The sequence below is a fragment of the Rivibacter subsaxonicus genome, from assembly GCF_004217215.1.
Lineage (GTDB): Bacteria > Pseudomonadota > Gammaproteobacteria > Burkholderiales > Burkholderiaceae_C > Rivibacter > Rivibacter subsaxonicus.
In genome coordinates this window covers 294,821-315,665 of sequence record NZ_SHKP01000007.1, presented here as the reverse complement: position 1 = coordinate 315,665, position 20,845 = coordinate 294,821, and the positions used below count along the sequence as shown (strand labels likewise).

Below are 20,845 nucleotides of genomic sequence, written 5' to 3'. Positions count from 1 at the left end.
TCGGATCTCAGCCGACGATGCGGGTCGCGCTCGCGTCGAGCTTGGGCGGCGTCTCGAAGGTGTGGAAGGGCGCCGGCGACGGCACTTCCCACTCCAGGCCCTCGGCCGCTTCCCACGGCTTCTGCGGCGCCTTCTCACCCTTGCCGCGCATCGCCGGGATGACGATGAACAGCACGAAGTAAACCTGCATCAGGCCGAAGCCGAAGGCGCCGACCGAGGCGAGCATGTTGAAGTCGGTGAACTGCATCGGGTAGTCGGCATAGCGACGCGGCATGCCGGCCAGACCCAGGAAGTGCATCGGGAAGAAGGTGACGTTGAAGAAGATCAGCGAGCCCCAGAAATGGATCTTGCCGCGCGTCTCGGAGTACATCACGCCGGTCCACTTGGGCGCCCAGTAGTAGAAGCCGGCGAACATCGCGTAGAGCGAACCGGCCACCAGCACGTAGTGGAAGTGGGCGACGACGTAGTAGGTGTCCTGGAGCTGGATGTCGATCGGCGCCACCGACAGGATCAGGCCGGTGAAGCCACCCATCGTGAACACGAAGATGAAGCCGACCGCGAACAGCATCGGCGTCTCGAAGGTCATCGAGCCGCGCCACATGGTGGCGATCCAGTTGAAGATCTTCACGCCGGTGGGCACCGCGATCAGCATCGTCGCGTACATGAAGAACAGCTGGCCCGTCACCGGCATGCCGGTCGTGAACATGTGGTGGGCCCAGACGATGAACGACAGGATCGCGATCGACGCCGTGGCGTAGACCATCGAGGTGTAGCCGAACAGGCGCTTGCGGGCGAAGGCCGGGATGATCGCGCTGACGATGCCGAAGGCCGGCAGGATCATGATGTAGACCTCGGGGTGACCGAAGAACCAGAAGATGTGCTGGTACATCACCGGGTCACCGCCGCCGGCCGGGCTGAAGAAGCTGGTGCCGAAGTGGCGGTCGGTCAGCGTCATCGTGATGGCGCCGGCGAGCACGGGCATCACCGCGATCAGCAGGTAGGCCGTGATCAGCCAGGTCCAGCAGAACAGCGGCATCTTCATCAGCGTCATGCCGGGCGCGCGCATGTTGAGGATGGTGACGACGATGTTGATCGAGCCCATGATCGAGCTGGCGCCGAGGATGTGCATCGCGAAGATGCCGGCGTCCATCGACGGGCCCATCTGCAGCGTCAGCGGCGCGTAGAGCGTCCAGCCGGCGGCCGGCGCGCCGCCGGGCATGAAGAACGAGCCGACCAGCATCAGCGCGGCCGGGATCAGCAGCCAGAAGCTGAAGTTGTTCATCCGCGCGAAGGCCATGTCGGCCGCGCCGATCTGCAGCGGCACCATCCAGTTCGCGAAGCCGACGAAGGCCGGCATGATCGCGCCGAACACCATGATCAGGCCGTGCATCGTGGTGAGCTGGTTGAACAGCTCCGGGTTGACCAGTTGCAGGCCGGGCTGGAACAGCTCGGCGCGGATGCCCAGCGCAAGCACGCCGCCGATCATGAACATCGTCAGCGAGAACACCAGGTACATCGTGCCGATGTCCTTGTGGTTCGTCGCGAACAGCCAGCGGCGCCAGCCGTGCGGGTGGTGGTCGTCGTGGGCGTGATCGCCATGGCCGGCATGGCCGGCATGTCCGTGGGGATCCAGAACTGCGCTCATGTTCGTTCCTCTGTGCTGGTGCCGTGACTTACTTGCGGGCGGCGACGATGTCGGCCGGCTGCACGATTTGTCCGGTCTTGTTCGACCAGCTGTTCTTGGTAAAGGTGATCACGGCGGCGATCTCGGAGTCCGAGAGCTGCTTCCATGCAGGCATCGCGCCGTTGTTCTGGCCGTTGAGCACGATGGCGATCTGGTGCGCCTTGTCGGCGTCGAGCACGACCGGCGAGCCGTCGAGCGCCTTGATCGGGCCGGCGCCCTTGCCGTTGGCCTGGTGGCAGGCGGCGCAGTTGGCGGCGTAGACCTTCTCGCCCTTGGCCAGCAACTCTTCCTGGGTCCAGACCTTGCTCGGATCGTCGGCCTTGGCGGCGAGCTTCTTGCGCTCGCCCTCGACCCAGGCGGTGTACTCCTGCTGCGTCACCACCTTCACGTGGATCGGCATGTAGGCGTGTTCCTTGCCGCACAGCTCGGCGCACTGGCCGTAGAAGTCGCCGGTCTTCTCGGCGCGGAACCAGGTGTCGCGCACGAAGCCGGGGATCGCGTCCTGCTTGACGCCGAACGCCGGCACCATCCAGGCGTGGATCACGTCGTCGGCGGTCGTGATGATGCGGATCTTCTTGTTGACCGGCACCACCAACGGGTTGTCGACCTTGAACAGGTAGTTGTCGCCAGCCGGCTGGCCGGCGTCCGACATCTCGCGATGCGAAGCGTCCAGCGTCGAGACGAAGCCGATGCCCTCGCCTTCGCCCTTGAGGTAGTCGTAGCCCCACTTCCACTGGTAGCCGGTGGCCTTGATCGTGAGATCGGAGTTGGTGGTGTCCTTCATCGCGACCACGACCTTGGTGGCCGGCAGCGCCATCAGGATCACGATCAGGAAAGGCACCACGGTCCAGGCGATCTCGACGCCCACGCTCTCGTGGAAGGTGGCCGACTTGGCGCCCTTGCTCTTGCGATGCTTGAGGATCGAATAGAACATCACGCCGAACACGGCGACAAAGATCACGGTGCAGATGGCGAGCATCAGGTAGTGCAGCCAGATCTGCGACTCGGCGATCCGCGTCACCGGCGGATGCAGGTCGAGCTGGCGCACCGCCGGCCCGCCGGGCAGGTCGTTGACCGCGTTGCGCGCCATCGCCGCAGTGGTGGCCGTCCAGGCCGCTGCACCGAGACTCAGGCGGGCCACCTCACGGCGTGCCGAGTTCCACAGGACGTTGATCCTCATCTTTTTGCTCGCTTCCACCAAACCAACCAATCCCATCAGACCGCGTCGCTCACCGCCGCGGCCGGTCGCCGCTCCTGAGGCCAGGACCTCAGCGCGGCGCGAAATTCCTCGGCCAGCTGGCGCCGCAACTCGGGCCGGACGTAGCGTCCGACGGCGATGCTGCGCCCCTGGCCCGACAACTCGATCAACGAGCGATCGTCGTGGCACGGCTCGACGCGGACCCAGTCGGGCTGGAACTCCGCGCGCTCGACGCGCCCACCGCTTTGCCACTCCACCGTCAGCCGCCCCGGTGCCAGCGCGATGCGCTCGCGATCCGTGGCATGGCGCGCCCAGACCACCAGGGCAGCGCCGACCAACAGCAGTTCGGCCCACGCAAACGGCATCACCAGCGTCGCGCCGAAGGCCCAGAAGAACGAGCCGATCCCCAGCGACACGACGCACAGCGAGCCATAGAAGGCCGTCATCTGCGCTGGCGTGGTGGAGCAATTGCGCTGCAACACCCATTCGACGACACCGGCTGTCGATCGATCGTCGGAGACCGCGCGCCAGCGGCCGAAGCGAAGCCGGACCGGTGCGTTGGACGCCGAAGGGGGTGCTGACATGTCGCGACTGCTCCTCACGCCAGCCCGTCTGCCCACCCTTCGCGGTACCACCGGGACCGCGCCGAGAGAGTGACAAAGCCGCGGGATTCTAGCCGAGGGTCCGGCTCAATCCCGAGGCCCGGACTTGCCAGGCGCCATAGTGGCGCGAGGACGACGCGCAAGCTGTCGCAATTGCTCGACGCCGACCGTGGTGGTCGGCGCCACGCGCAGGCGTGGCAGCGGCTTGAAGGCATGGCCGTAGACGATCTCGAAGCTCAGTCGCAGGAGCCCGTCGTCGCCGGCCAGTTCCTCGCGCAGTGCCGCGACCAGTCGCGCCTTCCAGCGCGGCGTGCGCAGACCCGCAAAGCGCGCACGCGCGGCGTTGCCGCCGAGCGTGCGCAACTCGGCCAGCAGCGCATCGGCATCGGGCCAGCTCAGCGTCAACCGCTCCATGTCCATCACCGGATCGGCAAGGCCGGCGTGCACCAACGCATCGCCGATGTCGTGCATGTCGACGAACTCAGGCCCCGGCGCGCCCCAGCCGAGACGGGCGTAGAGCGCGCGCAGTTCGCGCAGCGTGTCGGGGCCGAAGGTCGAGAACATCAGGAAGCCGTCGACCGCCAGCGCCGCGTGCCAGCGCGCGATCGCCAGCGCCGGGTCGCTGGCCTGGTGCAGCACCATGTTCGCCCACAGCATGCCGGCCGCGTCGGGCGGCACCGCATCCTCGCGCCAGACCTGCGCTGGCGTGCCGCGCAGCCGCCGCCACCAGGGCGCGCGCAGCTGTTCCTCGCTGCGCGCAGCCAGCGCCGTGCTGGCCTCGACCGCATCGATGCGCGCGGCCGGATAGCGCGCCGCCAGCAACTCGCGCGAGCCGCTGGTCGCGGCCCGCCAGTCGAGCACCAGCGTCGGCGGGTTGCGGATCAGTGCCAGCCGCTCGGCCATGCGCCGGGCGACCTCGCGATGCAGCCAGGCGGGCTCGGGCTGCCGCTGCGCGCGGCGCAGCCCCGCGTCCAGCGCGGCGGGATCGGGGTGACGGGGATCGGCGGCAGCGCTCACGGTCGCGGGAATGGCAAGGGGTCGGGCATCGCGCCGTCAGGCAGGCGCTCGCGGCGCGCGAGTATAGGGAGCGTGCCACGACCGACCCCGTGCACCGTGGATGGCGCGGCGCGCCGATGGCATGCGACAAGCGCGGCATGCTCCGCCCCGCCCACCCGCGATGACGCTGCCGCGACCGCCGCTGCTGTCGGCGTGGCCCAACCGATGCGCGGTCTGCGCTGCGAGCAGTCGCGGCCGCAGTGGTCGCGTCTGCGTCGATTGCAGCGCGCGCTTTGCCCCACTGCGCCTGCGCTGCCGTGGCTGCGCGATCGGATTGCAGGACGTGGCCGCCGCCGGCACCGACGCGGCAGTGCGGTGCGGACGCTGCCTGCGCGCGCCGCCACCCTGGGTCTCGGCGGTCGCGGCGCTGGACTACGACTACCCATGGGACGCGCTGCTGTCCGCGCTGAAGTTCCACGACGGGCTCGACCTGCTGCCGTGGGCCAGCCGCATGCTGGCCGACGCGGTGCGCGCGCAGCCGGCCCCGGCCGTCGACCTCGTGCTGCCGGTGCCGCTGGCCACGACCCGGCTGCGCGAGCGCGGCTACAACCAGGCTTGGGAACTCGCCCGCGGCATCGCGCGTGAACTGGCGCTGTCGGCGCGGCCCGGCCTGCTCGAGCGCCTGATCGACACCCCGCACCAGATCACGCTGCCGCGCGATCGGCGCGCGGCCAACATGCGCGGCGCCTTCGGCGTCGCCGCCGCGGTGCGCGGCGAGCTGCAGGGGCGCCACGTTGCCCTGGTCGACGACGTGCTCACCACCGGCGCCACGCTGGCCGAGGCGAGCCGGGTGCTGCTGGCCGCCGGCGCGAGCGAGGTGCAGGTCTGGGTGCTCGCGCGCACGCCGTGAGCGGCAGCGCAGCCGCGGCCCTGGGCTCCGCTAGCATCGCGCCCGCCATGTTCAACATCGTCCTCGTCGAACCCGAGATTCCGCCCAACACGGGCAACGTGATCCGGCTCGCCGCCAACACCGGCTGCACGCTGCACCTGGTCGAGCCGCTGGGCTTCTCGATGGACGACAAGCTGCTGCAGCGCGCCGGCCTCGACTACCACGAGTACGCGCAGGTGCAGCGCCATGCCTCGTGGGCGGCCTTCGTCGCCGACGCTGCGCCCGATCCGGCGCGGCTGTTCGCATTCACCACGCGCGGCAGCCGGCCGCTGGCCGAAGTGAGCTGGCAGCCCGGCGACTGGCTGGTGTTCGGCAGCGAGAGCAAGGGGCTAGCTCCGGCGCTGCGCGACATCGTGTTCAGCGAAGACCGGCGCGTGCGGCTGCCGATGCGCGCCGGCCAGCGCAGCCTGAACCTGAGCAACGCGGTCGCGGTCGCGGTGTTCGAGGCCTGGCGCCAGTTGGGCTACGCGGGCGGAGCCTAGCGGGTGGCGCTGCCTGTTTGCGACCCGAAGAAGTACCAGGCACCAGGCGCGTCAGACCGGGAGGCTTGACAGCAGACGCTCGCATGGCAAACGCCCACATTCAGCCCATCCGAGCTCCGGGCACCGCGCCATCTGGTCGCTGCGCGGCGCGGTCGGGCTGTGACTCTGTGATGCTCCGCGCCGCAGGGGAACACACCACCATCAAGACTCCATTGTCGAACCGGGGTGCAGGAAGCTGGTGATCGCCCCGCTCAAATCTGTTGAATCACCGACAAAGTTTGCGACAAGTTGCTGGCCCGGCCGCACCTGGGCGAAGCTGCCGTGGACGTCGTGCTCGACGCACCTCCGGACCGCTCGATGATGTCCGAGGCGGCGCTGTTGGCACTCAGCCTTCGAGCCGTCAAGACCCATGAATCTGCCGGGTGCGTCGTGCCCAAACTGCGGCCCTGTTCACGCAATACGCCCACGCTGCAGTGCGACTTGCCGTCCATGCAATGCACGATTGAAGAGATACCACTAGAGTCTCAGCATGGGTTCGATCCTCCTCACAGCCGCCCTTCGCGGTGCACCTTGCCAAGCGGCCACCTCGGTCGTTTGCTGGCTGCATAGGCCCGCCCTGCGGGCCCGGGCGGGGACACGCACCTGTCTGCCGGCCGCACATCACTAAGCCCGGCGATCACTTCCACCCTCTTTGCGCAAACCTCAGATCGCCGGGCCCACAGCCCGCGCGATGGCGTGTGTCGGCGACTGGCCGGCAGGTGCCCGACGACTGAAGGAATGCCTCGTGGAAGTCCTAGCACACGAGCGTACGCTCACTGAACTCGACCATGTTCGACTCCTGAACCTCGTGCGCCGCGACAGGCGCAGCGACGGCTCCTCCGCACCTCGACTGGCGATCGAGCATGTCCTCGACGCCTGCGCCATCGTGGCATCCCGCCAGGCCCCGCCCGACGTGGTGACCATGTACTCGCAGGTAGTGCTGCAGGACCTCGACACTGGCCTGCGCAGCAAGCTCACGCTGTGCTACCCGGCGGACGCGGAGCCCGCGGCGGGATTCGTGTCGGTGCTGTCACCCGTGGGCGCCAGCCTGCTCGGACTGAGGGTCGGGTGCGTGACGCGCTGGTCCACCCCGGCGGGAGAGGCGCGGGCGGCCGAGATCCTGGCCATCCTCTTCCAGCCCGAGGCCAGCGGCGACTACGCGATGTAGCCGGCGCGTGCAGCCAGCGGGCGCTGCACGACACACAACCAGCGCCTCCAAGAGCCTTCGCTCAAGTGCGACCGGCCCTGCAGTCGATGCACATGTTCGTCCGGCGCCTCCCGAACAACCCTGGTCATGAGGGCAACGCAGATGACACCGATCACATCCATAGTGGTGGCCACCGACTTCTCGATCGATGGAAACAACGCCGTGCGCCGGGCGGCGCTGCTGGCACACGAACACGGCGCGCGGCTGAAGCTCGTCCACGTGCTGGACCCGACCGGATGCAAGCCGCTGCGGGACTGGTTTTCACCTTCGATCGACATAGACCTCAAGGCCGCGCAGGCACGGGAGTCGCTGCGCCGCTTCGCTGTCGAGATCGCCGGCCGCTACGACGTGACCGCAACCGTCGAGGTGGTGGTCGGCGAGCTGCTCGAATCCTTGATGCAGGCGTCGGAGCGCGCGGAGTTGCTGGTCCTCGGCCGGCGCGGTCACAGCCGCTTCCAGGCCTTGCTGGTCGGCCGGACCGTGGATCGTTTGCTCAGGACCTGCCGGCGCCCGGTGCTCGTCGTTAAGACGTCGGTCGAGGGGGCGTATCGGCGCGTGCTGGTGCCGGTCGACTTTACGGCTCCCTCGCTCGCCGCAGTCCAGGTCGCGGCCCGGTTGGCGCGCGACAGCAGCATGCATGTCTTTCATTCGATCAACTCTCACCGGGAAGCCGTGCTGCGCGAAACCGACATGCCCGAGCACGTCATCCGCGAGTCCCGCCTGCGGCGGGATGCCGGCACCATCGCGCGCATGCGCCGCCAGGCCGCAAGACTCGGCCTGGACAGCACCAGGATGGGCTTTGCCGTGGCCCACGGCCATCCGGTGTGGTCGACTCTGAGGCATGCTCGCTGGCTCGGCGCTGACCTTATCGTTGCCGGCAAGCAGGGCCGATCGACCCTCGGCGAATTCCTTCTGGGCAGCGTCAGCCGCCGCGTCCTGGCCGAGTCCAGTTGCGACATGCTGATCGTCCCGCAACCTTGCAAGAAGCCTCTTGCGCATGCCACGTCGCCGCAGATGCGGCTGGCAGAGCCGGCAGGACAAGTGGACACCGCCGCCCTCGCGCGAAGTGCCGCAGCCCTCGCAGGAGCATTGACACCTGCCCAGTGGCCCGAGACCGCCGAACGTTCCTTGTCCAGGAGGCTCCCATGATCTCGCCCATCACGCCCTGGATCAACCTGACGCTCCACCAGGCCCAGCGCTGCCACCATCTGACCTGGTTCCTCTACGGCTGCCTCGAGCGCGAACACGTGCTCAACGTTGATGCCTTCGTCGCATGGTGGGTTCGTGCGGCCGTCTTGGCTCCAAGCCAATCGCGGTCTCCCGGTCGCGATGGCCAGGACCCAGTCCCGGCGGCGAGCGCGACCAGGGCCAGTGCCCACAGCACCCGGCCGACGCCGGCACGGCGCTGATCGTCCTGCAGCTGGTTCACGCACAGGCGATCGGTGCATTGAAGTTCAGCAGGCCAGCGGTCGCCAGCTCCAAGCCGCAGGTTGCCGACGAAGGACAGCAGCACCTCGGCGCCCATGCGACGCCAGCCGCCCGCCAGCAGCCAAGCCGCCAGCCACCAGCTGGCGAGCTTGGCGGCGGCGACGCTCGGCAAGAGCGTCGTAGCGCTGCATCCGTCCGAACTCTTCGGTGAAGACTGGATGGCGTCCGGACTGGATGCCCGCAAGCCCGATCCAACAGCAGCCCCAGAAGCACCCGACTGAACCCGCACGGGTGCCGCCCTGGACCGCAACGGCGGGCTTGGCCCGTCGAGCCGGCCCACAAACGCGACGCGGCACCGAAGTGCCGCGTCGAAGGGGAGCCCAGAGAGGCCCTAGACCACGTCCACCGTTGCGCAGTACTGCGCGATCAGGCCGAGCAGCTCTTCTTCGCTGTAGGGCTTGCCGAGGTAGTGGTTGACGCCGAGTTCGACCGCGTAGTCGCGATGCTTCTGCGCGATGCGCGAGGTGATCATGATCACCGGCAGGTCGCGCAGCTTGGCGTCGCCGCGCACGTTGCGCACCAAGTCGAAGCCGTCCATGCGCGGCATCTCGATGTCCGACAGCAGCACCGCCGGGCGTTCCTCGGCCAGGCGCTCGAGGCCGTCCAGGCCGTCCTTGGCGAGTGCCACGCGATAGCCTTCGCGCTGCAGCAGGCGCTGGGTCACGCGACGCACGGTCAGCGAGTCGTCGACCACCAGGATCAGCGGCGCCTGCGGCACCACCGGAGCGGTGTTGATGACCGATGCCGCCTCGCGCTGTGCCTGCGTGCCGTGCTGCGCGTGATGCAGCGCCGCCAGCGTCGCGCTTCGTGCGCCTTCGCCGTAGACCGTTGCCAGCGCGACCGGGTTGTAGATCAGCGCCACCGAGCCCGAGGCCAGCAGCGTCATGCCGGCCAGGCCGGGCAGGCGCGAGAGCTGCGGACCGAGGTTCTTGACCACGACTTCCTGGCTGCCGAGCACTTCGTCGACGTGCAGCGCGATGCGCTGCTGGGCCGAGCGGATCACCACCACCGGCAGCGAACGACCGCCCATCTCGACGCCGCGCGCGCTGCTCGAGAGCAAGGCACCCAGCCAGAAGAACGGCAGGCTCTGGTCGGCCCAGACGTAGGCGCCGCTGCGGTAGGAAGCCTCGACCTCGACGGCCGTGGCGCGGCGCACGATCTCGATCAGCGTGGCCGGTACCGCCACGGTCTGCTCGCCACAGCGCAGCATCACGACCTGCGTCACCGCGGTGGTCAGCGGCAGCACCAGCTTGAAGCTGGTGCCGCGACCGGGCGCGCTCGCGGTCTCGATGCGGCCACCGAGCGCGTTGACGTCGTTCTTGACCACGTCCATGCCGACGCCACGACCGGCCAGCTCGGTCACCGATTCGGCGGTCGAGAAACCGGCGGCGAAGATCAGGTTGGCCAGCTCGGCCTCGCCTGCCTGCGAGTCGGCGGGCAGCAGCCCGAGCGCCACGCCCTTGGCGCGGATGCGCTCGAAGTCGAGACCGGCACCGTCGTCCCGGAACTCGATGGCGACTTCGTTGCCCTCCTGGTGCAGGGCCACGACGACCTCGCCGATCGCTTCCTTGCCGGCCGCCACGCGCTGCTGCGGCGACTCGATGCCGTGCGTCACGCTGTTGCGCAGAAGGTGCTCGAAGGAGCCGGTCATGCGGTCCAGCACGCCGCGGTCGACTTCGATCGCGCCGCCGACGATGTCCAGGCGCACCTGCTTGCCGGTCTCCTTGGCCGCCTGGCGCACCACGCGGTAGAGGCGATCGGACAGGCCCTCGAACTCGACCATGCGGGTACGCAGCAGGTCGTCCTGCAGGTCGCGCGTGAGGCGGCCCTGCGCGGCGAGCTCGTCCTCGGCCGACTCGAGCGTGCGCAGCAGGCTGCGCTGCACGGTGGCGACGTCGTTGACCGACTCCGCCATCATCCGCGTCAGTTCCTGGAAGCGCGTGTAGCGGTCGAACTCGAGCGGGTCGAACTGCTGAGCAGCCATCTTGGCCGCCTCGATGCGCGAGCCCATCTGGGTCTCGGCCTGCAGTTCGATGTCGCGCAGCTGGCCGCGCAGGCGCTCCAGGTTGTCGGTCAGGTCGTTGAGCGCGCTGCGCATCTGGGTGACGTCGGTCTCCAGACGCGCCCGCGTGATGCTCACCTCGCCGGCCTGGTTGACCAGGCGATCGAGCAGCGCGGCGCGCACGCGCACCGCGGCCGAGCTCATCGTGCGCAGCGCGGCGCCGACCAGTCCACTGACCGAACGTGGTGCCACGCTGCCGTCGGCGCGCGCAAAGCGCGACCAGTCGACCGCCGAGCCGCGCGCGGCGGCCGGGCCATCGGGCAGCGAGGAGCCGCTCGCCGCCACCGCTTCGGTCGGCAGCGCCAGCGAAGGCAGCGGCTCGAAGGCGGGCAGCAGCACCGGTCCATCGAGCGGAGCCGGCAGCGAGGTGTGGAACTCGGCCTGCAGCGGCATCGGCGCCGAGATCGCGGCGTCGACGAAGCCCTGGTGGGCACTGGCTTCGCGGTTGGCCGCCTCGTAGGCGGCGGCATCGCGCTGGCGCACCGCCTCGAAGGCCGTGCTCAGCGCATCGGCCCGCGCCAGCAGCGTCTCGACCTCGTGCGCGCCGCGGTCGTCGCGCGCCAGCAGGCGCTCGACCGAGGACTCGAGTCGGTGCGCCAGTTCGCCGACGCGCATCGCGCCGGCCAGGCGGGCACCGCCCTTGAAGGTGTGCAGCGTGCGCATCGCGCCATTGGCCGGGCCATCGTCGGCCGGACGCTGGCTCCAGTCGCGCAGCTGGCCGGCCAGCACCGGCAGCAGTTCGAGCGCTTCTTCCTCGAAGATCGGGAACAGGTCGGGGTCGACCGCATCCTCGGCGTCGATGTCCTCGTCATCGTCGAAGCCGACGGTCGCGACCGCGCGGGCCGGCTCGGCGGCCAGCGGCGCCAGCGTCTTGAACTCGGCCTGGCCGAGATCGGCGAAGGCGCTGCCGACCTCGAAGGCCATCAGCGCGGTCTCGGTCGCCGGCAGCACGTCGGCCACCGGCACTTCCTCGGCCACTGCGTCGACGGTGACGCCAGCGTCGAGCGCCGGCGCTGCCTCGGCGGCAACGGGTGCCGCGATCTCGTCGGCCAGTTCGGCCGGGATCGTCACGATCGCCGCGTTCTCGCTCGCAGCCTCGACAGGCTCGATCACAACGGCCGGTTCGACGACCGGTTCCTCGACATGCGCCACTTCGGCCGCGAAGCCGGCATCGATCCCGTCTTCGGCATCGGCCACCGCCGACTCGAGCGCACTCTCGAGGTCGGCCGAATCGTGGCTGCCTTCGGACTGCAGTCGCGCGCTGGCGGCATGCTCGAAGGCGACCAGCGCTTCCAGCAACTCCGGCGGCGGCGACTTCAGGAATCCGGCCGCGAACTGGTGCAGCAGGCGTCGGATCTCGTCGCCGGCCTCGGCAAACAGGGCCGCATCGGCCTTGGTGCCGCGACGCAGCGACTGCGAGCGCATCAGCGCGTGCTCGAGCTGGCGCGCCAGGCCCGACAGGTCGGCAAAGCCGACCGTCGCCGAACTGCCGGCCAGCGAATGGGCCAGCGCGACGGCGGTCTCGCCGACCGGGCGATGCAGTTCGAGCGCCCATTCCGAAAGCTCGGTCGCCAGGCGGCGCGAGAGCTCGTCGGCCTCGTTGAGGTAGATGTTGAAGAGCTGGATCGAGATGCGCAGCTCGCCGATGACCTTGACCTGGTCCAGATCGGGTTCGGGCTCGTCGTTGGCGGCCGTGGCCGGCGCGATGTCGAGCGCGATCGGGCGCGATACCGCGGCGGCGGCCGCGAGTGCGCCGGCATCGGTACGGGCAAAGCCCTGGTCCTCGGCGTCGAAGGCGGTGTCGCTGAACTCGGTGCCGACGCCCGGGGCCGGCGGCGCCGGCAGGTCCAGCTCGATGGTCTTGATCACCGTCTCGTCGAGCACGGCCGCAACCGAGTCGAGCGCCAGCGGTTCGGTCAACGCGTGCTCGTCGCGGCTTGCCTCGGCCACCACCTCGTCGAGCGAGGGCAGTTCCGCTGCCGGCGCCGATGCATCGTCGGTGACTGCCAGTTCCAGGCTGTCGAAGGCCGCGAGGCTGTCCAGCACGATCGGCTCGGCGGGAACCGCTTCTGCCGGCGCTGCAGCCACCTCGAAGGGCGCTTCGAAGGCCGCGAGGTCGAGCGTGAACTCGGGCAGTGGCTCGGCGCTGGGCGCAACCGGCGCGGCCGGTTCCGGCGCCACGGCGGAGAGGTTGAAGTCGAAGGCCAGCGGTGCCGCTGCGGCCACGGCGGGCGCCTCGACGACCGGTGTCGGCGCGAACTCGAGCTCGCTCGCCGGCGGCAGCAGGGTTTCGATGGCCAGCGGCACCGGCGCGCTGACGGCTTCGGGTGCCGACGCGGCGACCGAGGCCGCAACCGGGATGTAGATGCCGTCGATGCGCAGCGCGTCGGCGGCGCGGCGCAGCGCCAGGCTGCTGCTGGCGTCGTTGCGGCCGGCGGCGATCTCGTCGACCGCGGGCTCGAACCAGGCCATGGCCTCGTCGGCATGACGCAGCAGTTCGGCACTGGCCGGCTGCTGGCCGGCGAGCCAGGTGTTGAACAGTTGCTCGCAGGCCCAGGCGCCTTCACCGAACTCGGTGAGGCCGACCATCCGCGAACTGCCCTTGAGCGTGTGGAAGGCACGACGGACGGTGACCATCGCCTCGCTGTCGGCCGGATCGGCAGCCAGCGCGGCGAGCGCCGCGCGGGCGCCTTCGATGACCTCGCGCGCTTCCTCGAGGAAGATCTCGCGCATCTCGTCGTCGCCCTCGAGGCCGGTGGCCTGCGGCGCCGGGGTCGGCGGCGAGAGCGGCGGCATCGGCGCCAGCGACATCAGCGGCACCGGGGCCGAGGAGGCGGCGGGCAGTTCGTCGAGCCCGATCGGGCCCGAGGCAGTGGCCACGAAATCGGCCAGCGCCTCGCCGACCTGCTCGCGCACCGCCCATTCGCCCGCAAGGTTGGGCGTGGTTTCGGCGGCGTCGGCGAGCGCGCTCTGGGCCTCGGACAGCGTCGCGGCCAGGGCCGGAGAGGCCTCGGCGGCCAGGCGGTCGAGCTCGCGCGAGATGTCGGCCAGCGGCGCGTCGGAGCGCACCGCGGCATCGGCCAGGCGTTGTGCCTGCTCGATCGCGGGCGCGTCGGCCACAGCGGCCGCGGCCACCGGCTGCCGGCGCTGACCCACCAGCGAGCGCAGCTGGCCGCTGGCGGCGTCGAAGGCGAACAGCGACTTGGCGGCCTGCGGCTGCACGCCGATCAGGTCGATCATGAAACTCAGGGCCGACAGGTTGCCGGCCAGGCGATCGAAGACGGCGTGCGCGTCGCGCGCGGCAGGGCCGGCGGCGATCAGCGCGTCGACGTCGTCGCGCATGCGCAGCACCGCGTGCGTGGCCGGGTCGAGGCCCAGCACCGACAGCACGCCACGCATCGCCTGCAATTGCGCCGGCACCGGCATCAGCACCTGCGGATCGTCGGGCGCACGGAAGAACTGGTCGATCAGCTTCTCGGATTCGCTCAGCGAGCCGCGCAGCTCCTGCACCACGCTGCCCATCGTCTGGCGATCGGCGACGCGGCGATAGAGCTCCTCCATCCACGTCTCGAGCGGCTGCGGCTGGGCGCCGCCACGCACGGCGTCGATGCGTTCGGCCAGGCGCCGCACGCGCGGAGCCTGTTCCGGCGCGTCGAAGCTGCCGTCCTCGAGCATCGCTTCCAGCCACAGCAGGCTGGTGGCGCATTCCATTGCCAGCGTCGGCGCCGGCGCGGCCTTCTGCTGAACGGTCAGCGCCGCCGACTGGCTCAGCGCGTCGGCCAGCGCCTCGCCGGAAGGCAGCAGGCGCTTGATCGAGTCGGCCACCAGCGAGAACTGTTCGTTCAGGCCCGAGAGGCGGTGCATCTCGCCGCCGGCCACGGCCGACCAGCCATCCTTGGCGCCAGCCACCCGCTTGACGGCCTGGCTCACCGACGTCGGATCGAAGCGGCCCAGCGCGGGCTCGTCGTAGCGCGCTGGCAGGCCGGCGTCATCGAGCTGGTAGGCGCTGCGCGCGGCGGCCAGATGCGGCGCATCGGCCGCGGCAGCCGGACGTGCCATCGCGCAGAAGAAGGCCAGGTCCTGGCCGAGCCGTTCGGAGACGGCGCTGTCGCCGCGCTGCAGCGTGCGCAGCTGGGCCAGCAGGCTCGCGGTGACGCGCTTGCCGTAGATGTCGGGCTGCAGCAGATCGAGCGCGAGCGCTTCGTGGAAGGCGGCACCGAGCGACCACAGCGTGGCGACGTCGGTGGCCTCGGCACCGGCGGCCAGGCCGGCGCAGAGATCGGCGAGTTGGCGCGCGACCTTGGGGCCGCCGCCGCGCATCAGCGCCAGCACCTGCGATTCGAACTCGGTGGTGACGGCGGCGTCGACCGCACGCGGCGCGGCGGTCTGCGCCGGCAGCCGGTGCCATTGCCAGTCGATGGTCCAGAGATCGGCCGGGTGCACGCGCTCGGCGCCGGCCAGCACCTGCAAGGCGCGGTACTGCGGGAACAGCGCGACCGGCGAAACCTGGCGTCCGGCCAGGCGTCGGGCCACGAAATCGAGCACCGCGAAGGAGCCATGCTCGACGCTGTCGACCGCGGCCGCGTCGAGCTTGTGCGGCTTGGCCACGTAGCGCTGCACTGCCGCCTCGGCGGCCTGCAGCACGGCGGCGCCTGCCGGCAGGCCGACCAGCTCGAGCACGCCGGCTGCCTGGTGCAGCTGGGTGCGCGCCTGGCGCAGTGGCGCGGCCTCGACCGCATCGACATCGGAGCCGCTCGCGGCCTCGGCGTCCTTCAGCGCGCGACGCAGGCCCTTGTGGGCGGCATCGAGTGACTTGCGCAGTTCTTCCTGGACCCAAGCCAATGCGCTCAGGTCGTCGTGGGAGGTCGCGTTCGGGCTGCGGTTGTCCATCCGGAGGGGTTCCGTCGCTGCGGGCTAGTGGCGAGCGGGACCGCTCAGCTGACCTTGAATCGCGCCACCGAGGTGCGCAGTTCTTCGGCTGACTTGGAGAGTTCGCGCACGAGCTGTGCGGTCGAACGGGTACCTTCGCCGGTCTGTTCGGTCACCGCGAAGATGTGCTGGATGTTGGCCGCCACCACGTTGGCGGAGACCGCTTCCTGCGAGGCCTGGTTCGAGATGTGCGCGATCAGCTCGGCGAGTTGGCGCGACACGCGGTCGATCTCGCCAAGCGCCGAACCGGCGTTGTCGGACAGCCTGGCGTTCTCGACCACGCCCTGCGTCGAGCGCTCCATGGCGGCCACGGCGTCCTGGGTGTCGGTCTGAATGGTCTTCACCAGTGCGGCAATCTGCTTGGTCGCGTCGGCCGAGCGTTCGGCCAGTCGCTGCACTTCCTCGGCAACCACCGAGAAGCCGCGGCCTGCGTCGCCGGCCGAGGCGGCCTGGATGGCGGCGTTGAGCGCCAGCACGTTGGTCTGCTCGGTAATGTCCGAGATCAGTTCGGTGATTTCGCCGATCTCTTGCGAGGACTCGCCCAGGCGCTTGATTCGCTTGGAGGTGTCCTGGATCTGCTCGCGCAGGGTGTTCATGCCGCCGATGGTGTTCTGCACCGCGGTCAGGCCGGATTCGGCGGCGTTCAGCGACTGGCGCGCCACGTCGGCGGTCTGTTGCGCCTGGGCCGACACGTCGTTGATTCGACCCGCCATCTGCAGCACCGATTCGCCGGTTTCGCGAATCTCGCGCAGCTGCTCGTCCGAGGCTGCGAGCAGCTCGGTCGAGGTCGCTTCCACCTGCTGCGTGGTCTCGGTCACGCGGGCCACCGTGCCCTGCACCTGAGACACCAGCATCCGGAGCTCTTCCACCGTGTAGTTCACCGAGTCGGCGATCGCGCCGGTGATGTCCTCGGTCACGGTCGCCTGCTGCGTCAGGTCGCCTTCGGCCACCGTCTGCAGTTCGTTCATCAGCCGGAGAATGGCGGCCTGGTTGGCGTCGTTGACGCGCTTGGCTTCCTGCTCCTGGCGCTCCGCTTCATGGCGCTGCGATTCGGCAACCCGGGCGCGCTGGCGCTGGTCGCGGAACGAGACCGACACCAGGCCGGCGACACCGAGACCGGCCAGGGCCAGCGAGATCAGCATCAGCGCCACGTTGAAGGTCGAGACGCCGGCGCGCGACTGGATGTCGGTCTGCACCGTCTCGAGGCCGAGGCGCAGCGGTTCGCTGTCCTTGATGATCGCGTCCTGCGCCTCGCGCGCGGAAACCAGGCCCTGCAGGTTGCCGAGAATGGCGCCGGCCTGTTCGCGGGTCTCGTCGTAGAGCTTGAGCAGCGCGTCCAGGCGCTCCTTGGTGGCCGGGTCCTTGGCTGCCGGCAGGCGCAGTTCGGGGTTGCCGTCGCGCAGGCCCTTGGCGATCTCGCGGAAGGCGTTGAGGTCCTTGCCGAGCAGGAACACCGCCTCGGGCGACACACCTTCGACGGTCAGGAATTCGTTGGCGCTCTTGCCGATGCGCTGGGTCAGCATCACCAGCTGGCCGGCGGCCGAGATCTCGGCCGCGGAGGCATCCTGCTGCAGCTTGAGCGAAGCGACGGTCTCGGCCACTTCGAGCAGGTCGGAGGACTGGCGGTTGATGGTGCGCAGCGCCTGTCCGACCTGGGTCAGGATCTTTTCCTGGCCGAGCACGGTGTTGGCGTTCTTCTCGGCGCGATCGACCAGCGGCGCGACCGGCTCGAGGCTGGCCTGCACCGCACCCGCCACCGCGGCCACGGTGTCGCTGCCACCCTGCAGGCCGCGCACGTTGCTGGCCAGCATGCTGGCGCTTTCCTTGACCTCGGGGAAGGCGGCGGCGTTGCCGATCAGCGCCTGCGAGACCGATTTCGCCAGTCGCTGCGACTGCGTCAGCGCCTGGCCGCTGGCGGCCACCTGGGTCGCGCCGCGGGTTGCCGAGTTCAGCGAGATCACGGCCACCGTGACCAGGCCGATCAGGCCGAGGAACAGCAGGCCGCCGAGCGCGCGCTGCTGGTCGGCGATCGGCCAGCCGCCGATCAGCGGCAGGCCGCTGCCGGCAGCGGAAGCGGCGGCGGCGCCGCTATCGCCCTCCTGCACGCGGGTCTCGCTGAAGTCGCCCGGCAGCTCGGAGGGTGCGACCTCCGAGATGATCGAACTGGCCTCGTGCGTTCCCATCGTGGTCACCATCGCTGCGGTGTCGAGCGTGATCGTGCCGCCGCCACCCGGCAACGCCAGATCGGCGCCGTCGAAGGCGTCGTCGAAGGACTGCGAGTCGCCTTTGCCCACGCCCTGGCGCGAGCCGCGCTGCTTGAACTTGCTCAGAAAGCTCATAGATCCCTCTTCGTCCTGTCGGTGTCGTCTTGCTGGGTTGCTGCGTTGCGTCGGACCGGTGGCCCGTCAGTGCGCGATGCGCAGAAACATCTCGTCTTCGGCCAGGGTGGCCAGTTGAAGTTCGTGCCAGACACGCCCTTGCGCGTCGGCATAGCGGCCGCCCACGAAGGCCGGCCGCGGTTCGTTGTCGGCGTGGGGCTTGAGCTGCTCGCTCGAGCGCAGGCCCGCGAGGCGCTCGACCAGCAGCGCGGCATTGATGCCCAGCGCCGGGTTGAACGCCACCATGCGCACCGGATCACGCACCGGATCGGCGCCGCGCAGGCCGAAGAAGCCGGCCAGGTCGATCACGCCGTGCAGCCGTCCGCGCAGGTTGGCAACGCCCAGGAACCAGTTGCGCGAGTGCGGAACCGGCACCACCGGCGCCCACGGAAAGATCTCGCCCGCCTGCGCGAGCGGCAGCAGGAAACCCTGGCCGGCACACTCGACCGCCAGCCAGCTGGCGGCGGTGTCGGCCTGCTCGCGCGCGCCCTGCAGACGTCGCGCCAGCCGGGTCTGCAACTCGCGCAGCGCTTCCTTGTTAGCCATGCCTGCTCGGTCCTGAGAAGGGTTGAGCGACCGCGATCAGCCGAAGGCGCGGATCTTGGCGATCAGCTCGTCGGGATCGACCGGCTTGACCACGTAGTCGCGCGCGCCCTGGCGCATGCCCCAGACCTTGTCGGTCTCCTGGTTCTTGCTGGTGCACATGATCACCGGCACGTCGGCGAAGGCCGGGTCGCGGGTGATGGCACGCGTGAGCTGGAAGCCGTTCTGGCCCGGCATCACCACGTCCATCAGGATCAGGTCGGGCTTTTCCTCGGACAGGCGCTTCATCGCCTCTTCGGCGTTCTCGGCGGTACGCACCTTGAAGCCGCGCTTGCTCAGCAGTTCGGTGAGGAAGTGCAGTTCGGTCTTCGAGTCGTCAACCAGCAGAATTTTCTCGATCGTCATCTTGGAGCTTCCTTGCGCGCGCCCGTCATCGATCAACGACGATGGGCCCGCTGCTTGCGGTACGGGGATCCGGATCGCGCGCCGCTCAGGCGCTGCGCCGGTGTTGCTGCACGGCCTGCAGCAACTGATCCTTGGTGAAGGGCTTGGTCAGGTAGTCCTCGGAGCCGACCATGCGGCCGCGCGCCTTGTCGAACAGGCCATCCTTCGAGGAAAGCATGATCACCGGCACGCCGGCGAACTTCGGGTTGCGCTTGATGATGGCGCAGGTCTGATAGCCATCCAGCCGCGGCATCAGGATGTCGCAGAAGATCAGGTCAGGCTCGTGATCGCTGACCTTGGCCAGCGCATCGAAGCCATCCTCGGCCAGCATGACCGTGTAGCCACCCTGCTTGAGGAAGATCTCCGCACTGCGGCGGATCGTGTTGCTGTCGTCGATGACCAGCACACGCGGGCCTCCCAGGGCCCCGGACACCACTACCTCACTCACGGAGGACCTCCCAACGAATAACGTCTGGCGAGCTAGATCTGCACCATCTCGAAGTCTTCTTTGCGGGCACCGCACTCCGGACAGACCCAGTTCATCGGCACGTCGGCCCAGGCAGTGCCCGGCTTGATGCCATGCTCAGGATCGCCAGCGGCCTCGTCGTACATCCACCCGCAAATCAGGCACATCCAAGTACGTGAATCAGTCACCTTGTTCGATCGGCTCACTACAATGACAAATGATTGTAGCCAGCGCTAACTCGCCGACTACAGCCGTTGTGGGCACTGGCACCACAATCGCATCGATTTCTGCACGATCTACGCACCTTCACCGCACGATCGTCCTGCATGCGTGACAGCGTTCGCGCTTGTGCACTCCTTCGCCTCCACCTTCCTCCTTTCCAGCCTGCGCATGAGCAACCCAACGGCCGATTCCGCGATGGTCGGCACGCCCGCCGACAACGCCGAAGAACCCACCTCGCCGGCGTGCGTGATGAGCTTCAACGCCACCGACCCGAGCGGCGCCGGCGGCATCGCCGGCGACATCTCGACCATCGCGGCGATGGGCGCCCACCCGCTGCCGGTAGTCACCGCCATCGTGCTGCGCGACACCGCCGAGATCTTCGAGTCCTCGACCATCGATGCCGACGTGATCGTCGAGCAGGCCCGCACGATCCTCGAGGACGTGACGATCAGTGCCTGGAAGGTCGGCTTCCTCGGCAGCGCCGATGGCGTGGCCGCCGCCGCCGAGGTGCTCAGCGACTACACCGAAGTGCCGCTGGTGGCCTACCTGGCGCCGATCACCTGGCTCGACGAGGAAGAGCAACAGGCCTACCACGAGGCCTGGCGCGAGCTGATCCTGCCGGCGGCCGAGGTGCTGGTCGGCAACCAGCAGACGCTGGTCGACTTCCTGCTGCCCGACTGGGACAACGAGCGCCCGCCCTCGGCGCGCGAGCTCGCGGTCGCGGCCGGCGAGCACGGCACCCGCTTCGTGCTGGTCACCGGCGTGCAGCTGCCCGGCGTCAAGGGCGCCGAGGGCTTTGTCGACAACATCCTGGCCTCGCCGCAAGGCGCGATCACCGGCGAGAAGTTCGAGCGCTTCGAGACCGCCTTCATCGGCGCCGGCGACACCCTCTCGGCCGCGCTCGCCGCGCTGATGGCCAGCGGCGAGGAACTGCACCTCGCGGTCGGCGAGGCACTGAACTTCCTCGACCAGTCGCTCGACGCGGGCTTCCGGCCCGGCATGGGCAACGTGGTGCCCGACCGCTTCTTCTGGGCGCTGCCGCCGCCCGAGGGCGAGGAGCCCGGTGAAGACGGCGAGCCGCCGACGGACGCCGAGCCCGCGCCCGAGGCGGCGCAAAGCGCGCCCGCAGCCCCGTCGCGACGAATGCACTGAGAGT

The 20,845-nt window shown here is 69.4% G+C and carries 17 protein-coding genes; 7 read left to right on the top strand and 10 right to left on the bottom strand.

All coding sequences use genetic code 11. The features are described from left to right. Positions 1-7 precede the first annotated feature (7 nt). The 4 genes from ctaD to EV670_RS14715 form a co-directional block, all read right to left on the bottom strand. Entirely contained in the window at positions 8-1,645 is a 1,638-nt protein-coding gene (gene ctaD / locus EV670_RS14730; RefSeq protein WP_130433407.1) for a cytochrome c oxidase subunit I, read from the bottom strand. Positions 1,646-1,673: 28 nt separating this feature from the next. Next, positions 1,674-2,864 carry a cytochrome c oxidase subunit II gene (gene coxB / locus EV670_RS14725; RefSeq protein ID WP_130433405.1) on the bottom strand — a complete coding sequence of 397 codons (1,191 nt, stop codon included), beginning with the start codon at positions 2,862-2,864 and terminating at the stop codon, positions 1,674-1,676. 35 nt (positions 2,865-2,899) lie between these two features. Further along, the gene (locus EV670_RS14720; protein WP_130433402.1) at positions 2,900-3,466 is read right to left on the bottom strand and encodes a DUF2244 domain-containing protein; all 567 of its coding nucleotides are present in this window, start codon (positions 3,464-3,466) and stop codon (positions 2,900-2,902) included. Positions 3,467-3,571: 105 nt separating this feature from the next. After that, positions 3,572-4,501, bottom strand: a complete 930-nt coding sequence (locus EV670_RS14715; protein WP_242616986.1) for a methyltransferase domain-containing protein — start codon at positions 4,499-4,501, stop codon at positions 3,572-3,574. A gap of 160 nt (positions 4,502-4,661) precedes the next feature. Here EV670_RS14715 and EV670_RS14710 point away from each other — a divergent pair, with 160 nt between their 5' ends. From EV670_RS14710 to EV670_RS14685, 6 genes are all read left to right on the top strand, one after another. After that, on the top strand, positions 4,662-5,390 hold the full coding sequence (locus EV670_RS14710) for a ComF family protein (protein WP_130433398.1): 729 nt from the start codon (positions 4,662-4,664) through the stop codon (positions 5,388-5,390). A gap of 47 nt (positions 5,391-5,437) precedes the next feature. Further along, positions 5,438-5,911, top strand: a complete 474-nt coding sequence (locus tag EV670_RS14705) for a tRNA (cytidine(34)-2'-O)-methyltransferase (RefSeq protein ID WP_130433396.1) — start codon at positions 5,438-5,440, stop codon at positions 5,909-5,911. Between the two features lie 784 nt (positions 5,912-6,695). Next, complete coding sequence (locus EV670_RS14700) at positions 6,696-7,118, top strand: GreA/GreB family elongation factor (RefSeq protein WP_242616985.1); 423 nt, start codon at positions 6,696-6,698, stop codon at positions 7,116-7,118. Positions 7,119-7,283: 165 nt separating this feature from the next. Further along, positions 7,284-8,306 carry a universal stress protein gene (locus EV670_RS14695; RefSeq protein WP_165393332.1) on the top strand — a complete coding sequence of 341 codons (1,023 nt, stop codon included), beginning with the start codon at positions 7,284-7,286 and terminating at the stop codon, positions 8,304-8,306. After that, entirely contained in the window at positions 8,303-8,566 is a 264-nt protein-coding gene (locus EV670_RS14690) for a hypothetical protein (RefSeq protein ID WP_130433392.1), read from the top strand. The genes EV670_RS14695 and EV670_RS14690 overlap by 4 nt, the downstream gene beginning before the upstream one ends. Before the next feature lie 114 nt (positions 8,567-8,680). Then, positions 8,681-8,866, top strand: coding sequence for a hypothetical protein (locus EV670_RS14685; protein WP_130433390.1), 186 nt, complete (start codon positions 8,681-8,683; stop codon positions 8,864-8,866). A gap of 110 nt (positions 8,867-8,976) precedes the next feature. On the opposite strand, the gene EV670_RS14680 is transcribed toward EV670_RS14685, so the two are convergent. The 6 genes from EV670_RS14680 to EV670_RS14655 form a co-directional block, all read right to left on the bottom strand. After that, a complete protein-coding gene (locus EV670_RS14680; RefSeq protein ID WP_130433388.1) occupies positions 8,977-15,597 on the bottom strand; it encodes a hybrid sensor histidine kinase/response regulator in 6,621 nt (2,206 codons plus the stop codon). A gap of 44 nt (positions 15,598-15,641) precedes the next feature. Beyond that, positions 15,642-17,975, bottom strand: coding sequence for a methyl-accepting chemotaxis protein (locus tag EV670_RS14675; RefSeq protein ID WP_130433386.1), 2,334 nt, complete (start codon positions 17,973-17,975; stop codon positions 15,642-15,644). A gap of 66 nt (positions 17,976-18,041) precedes the next feature. After that, positions 18,042-18,560 (bottom strand): chemotaxis protein CheW, encoded by a 519-nt coding sequence (locus EV670_RS14670; protein ID WP_130433384.1) that lies wholly within the window; start codon positions 18,558-18,560, stop codon positions 18,042-18,044. Positions 18,561-18,596: 36 nt separating this feature from the next. Further along, on the bottom strand, positions 18,597-18,962 hold the full coding sequence (locus tag EV670_RS14665) for a response regulator transcription factor (protein ID WP_130433382.1): 366 nt from the start codon (positions 18,960-18,962) through the stop codon (positions 18,597-18,599). An 85-nt stretch (positions 18,963-19,047) separates the two neighbouring features. Further along, the gene (locus EV670_RS14660; protein ID WP_130433380.1) at positions 19,048-19,449 is read right to left on the bottom strand and encodes a response regulator; all 402 of its coding nucleotides are present in this window, start codon (positions 19,447-19,449) and stop codon (positions 19,048-19,050) included. 32 nt (positions 19,450-19,481) lie between these two features. Next, complete coding sequence (locus tag EV670_RS14655; protein WP_130433378.1) at positions 19,482-19,634, bottom strand: rubredoxin; 153 nt, start codon at positions 19,632-19,634, stop codon at positions 19,482-19,484. 223 nt (positions 19,635-19,857) lie between these two features. On the opposite strand from EV670_RS14655, the gene thiD reads away from it, so the two are divergent. Continuing rightward, positions 19,858-20,841, top strand: coding sequence for a bifunctional hydroxymethylpyrimidine kinase/phosphomethylpyrimidine kinase (gene thiD / locus EV670_RS14650; RefSeq protein WP_341274609.1), 984 nt, complete (start codon positions 19,858-19,860; stop codon positions 20,839-20,841). Positions 20,842-20,845 lie beyond the last annotated feature (4 nt).

Coding starts and splice junctions, on each gene's coding strand:
- ctaD (WP_130433407.1), bottom strand. CDS start 1,645: ATGAGCGCAGTTCTGGATCCCCACGGACATGCCGGCCATGCCGGCCAT.
- coxB (WP_130433405.1), bottom strand. CDS start 2,864: ATGAGGATCAACGTCCTGTGGAACTCGGCACGCCGTGAGGTGGCCCGC.
- EV670_RS14720 (WP_130433402.1), bottom strand. CDS start 3,466: ATGTCAGCACCCCCTTCGGCGTCCAACGCACCGGTCCGGCTTCGCTTC.
- EV670_RS14710 (WP_130433398.1), top strand. CDS start 4,662: ATGACGCTGCCGCGACCGCCGCTGCTGTCGGCGTGGCCCAACCGATGC.
- EV670_RS14705 (WP_130433396.1), top strand. CDS start 5,438: ATGTTCAACATCGTCCTCGTCGAACCCGAGATTCCGCCCAACACGGGC.
- EV670_RS14690 (WP_130433392.1), top strand. CDS start 8,303: ATGATCTCGCCCATCACGCCCTGGATCAACCTGACGCTCCACCAGGCC.
- EV670_RS14685 (WP_130433390.1), top strand. CDS start 8,681: ATGCGACGCCAGCCGCCCGCCAGCAGCCAAGCCGCCAGCCACCAGCTG.
- EV670_RS14680 (WP_130433388.1), bottom strand. CDS start 15,597: ATGGACAACCGCAGCCCGAACGCGACCTCCCACGACGACCTGAGCGCA.
- EV670_RS14675 (WP_130433386.1), bottom strand. CDS start 17,975: ATGAGCTTTCTGAGCAAGTTCAAGCAGCGCGGCTCGCGCCAGGGCGTG.
- EV670_RS14670 (WP_130433384.1), bottom strand. CDS start 18,560: ATGGCTAACAAGGAAGCGCTGCGCGAGTTGCAGACCCGGCTGGCGCGA.
- EV670_RS14665 (WP_130433382.1), bottom strand. CDS start 18,962: ATGACGATCGAGAAAATTCTGCTGGTTGACGACTCGAAGACCGAACTG.
- EV670_RS14655 (WP_130433378.1), bottom strand. CDS start 19,634: ATGTGCCTGATTTGCGGGTGGATGTACGACGAGGCCGCTGGCGATCCT.
- thiD (WP_341274609.1), top strand. CDS start 19,858: ATGAGCAACCCAACGGCCGATTCCGCGATGGTCGGCACGCCCGCCGAC.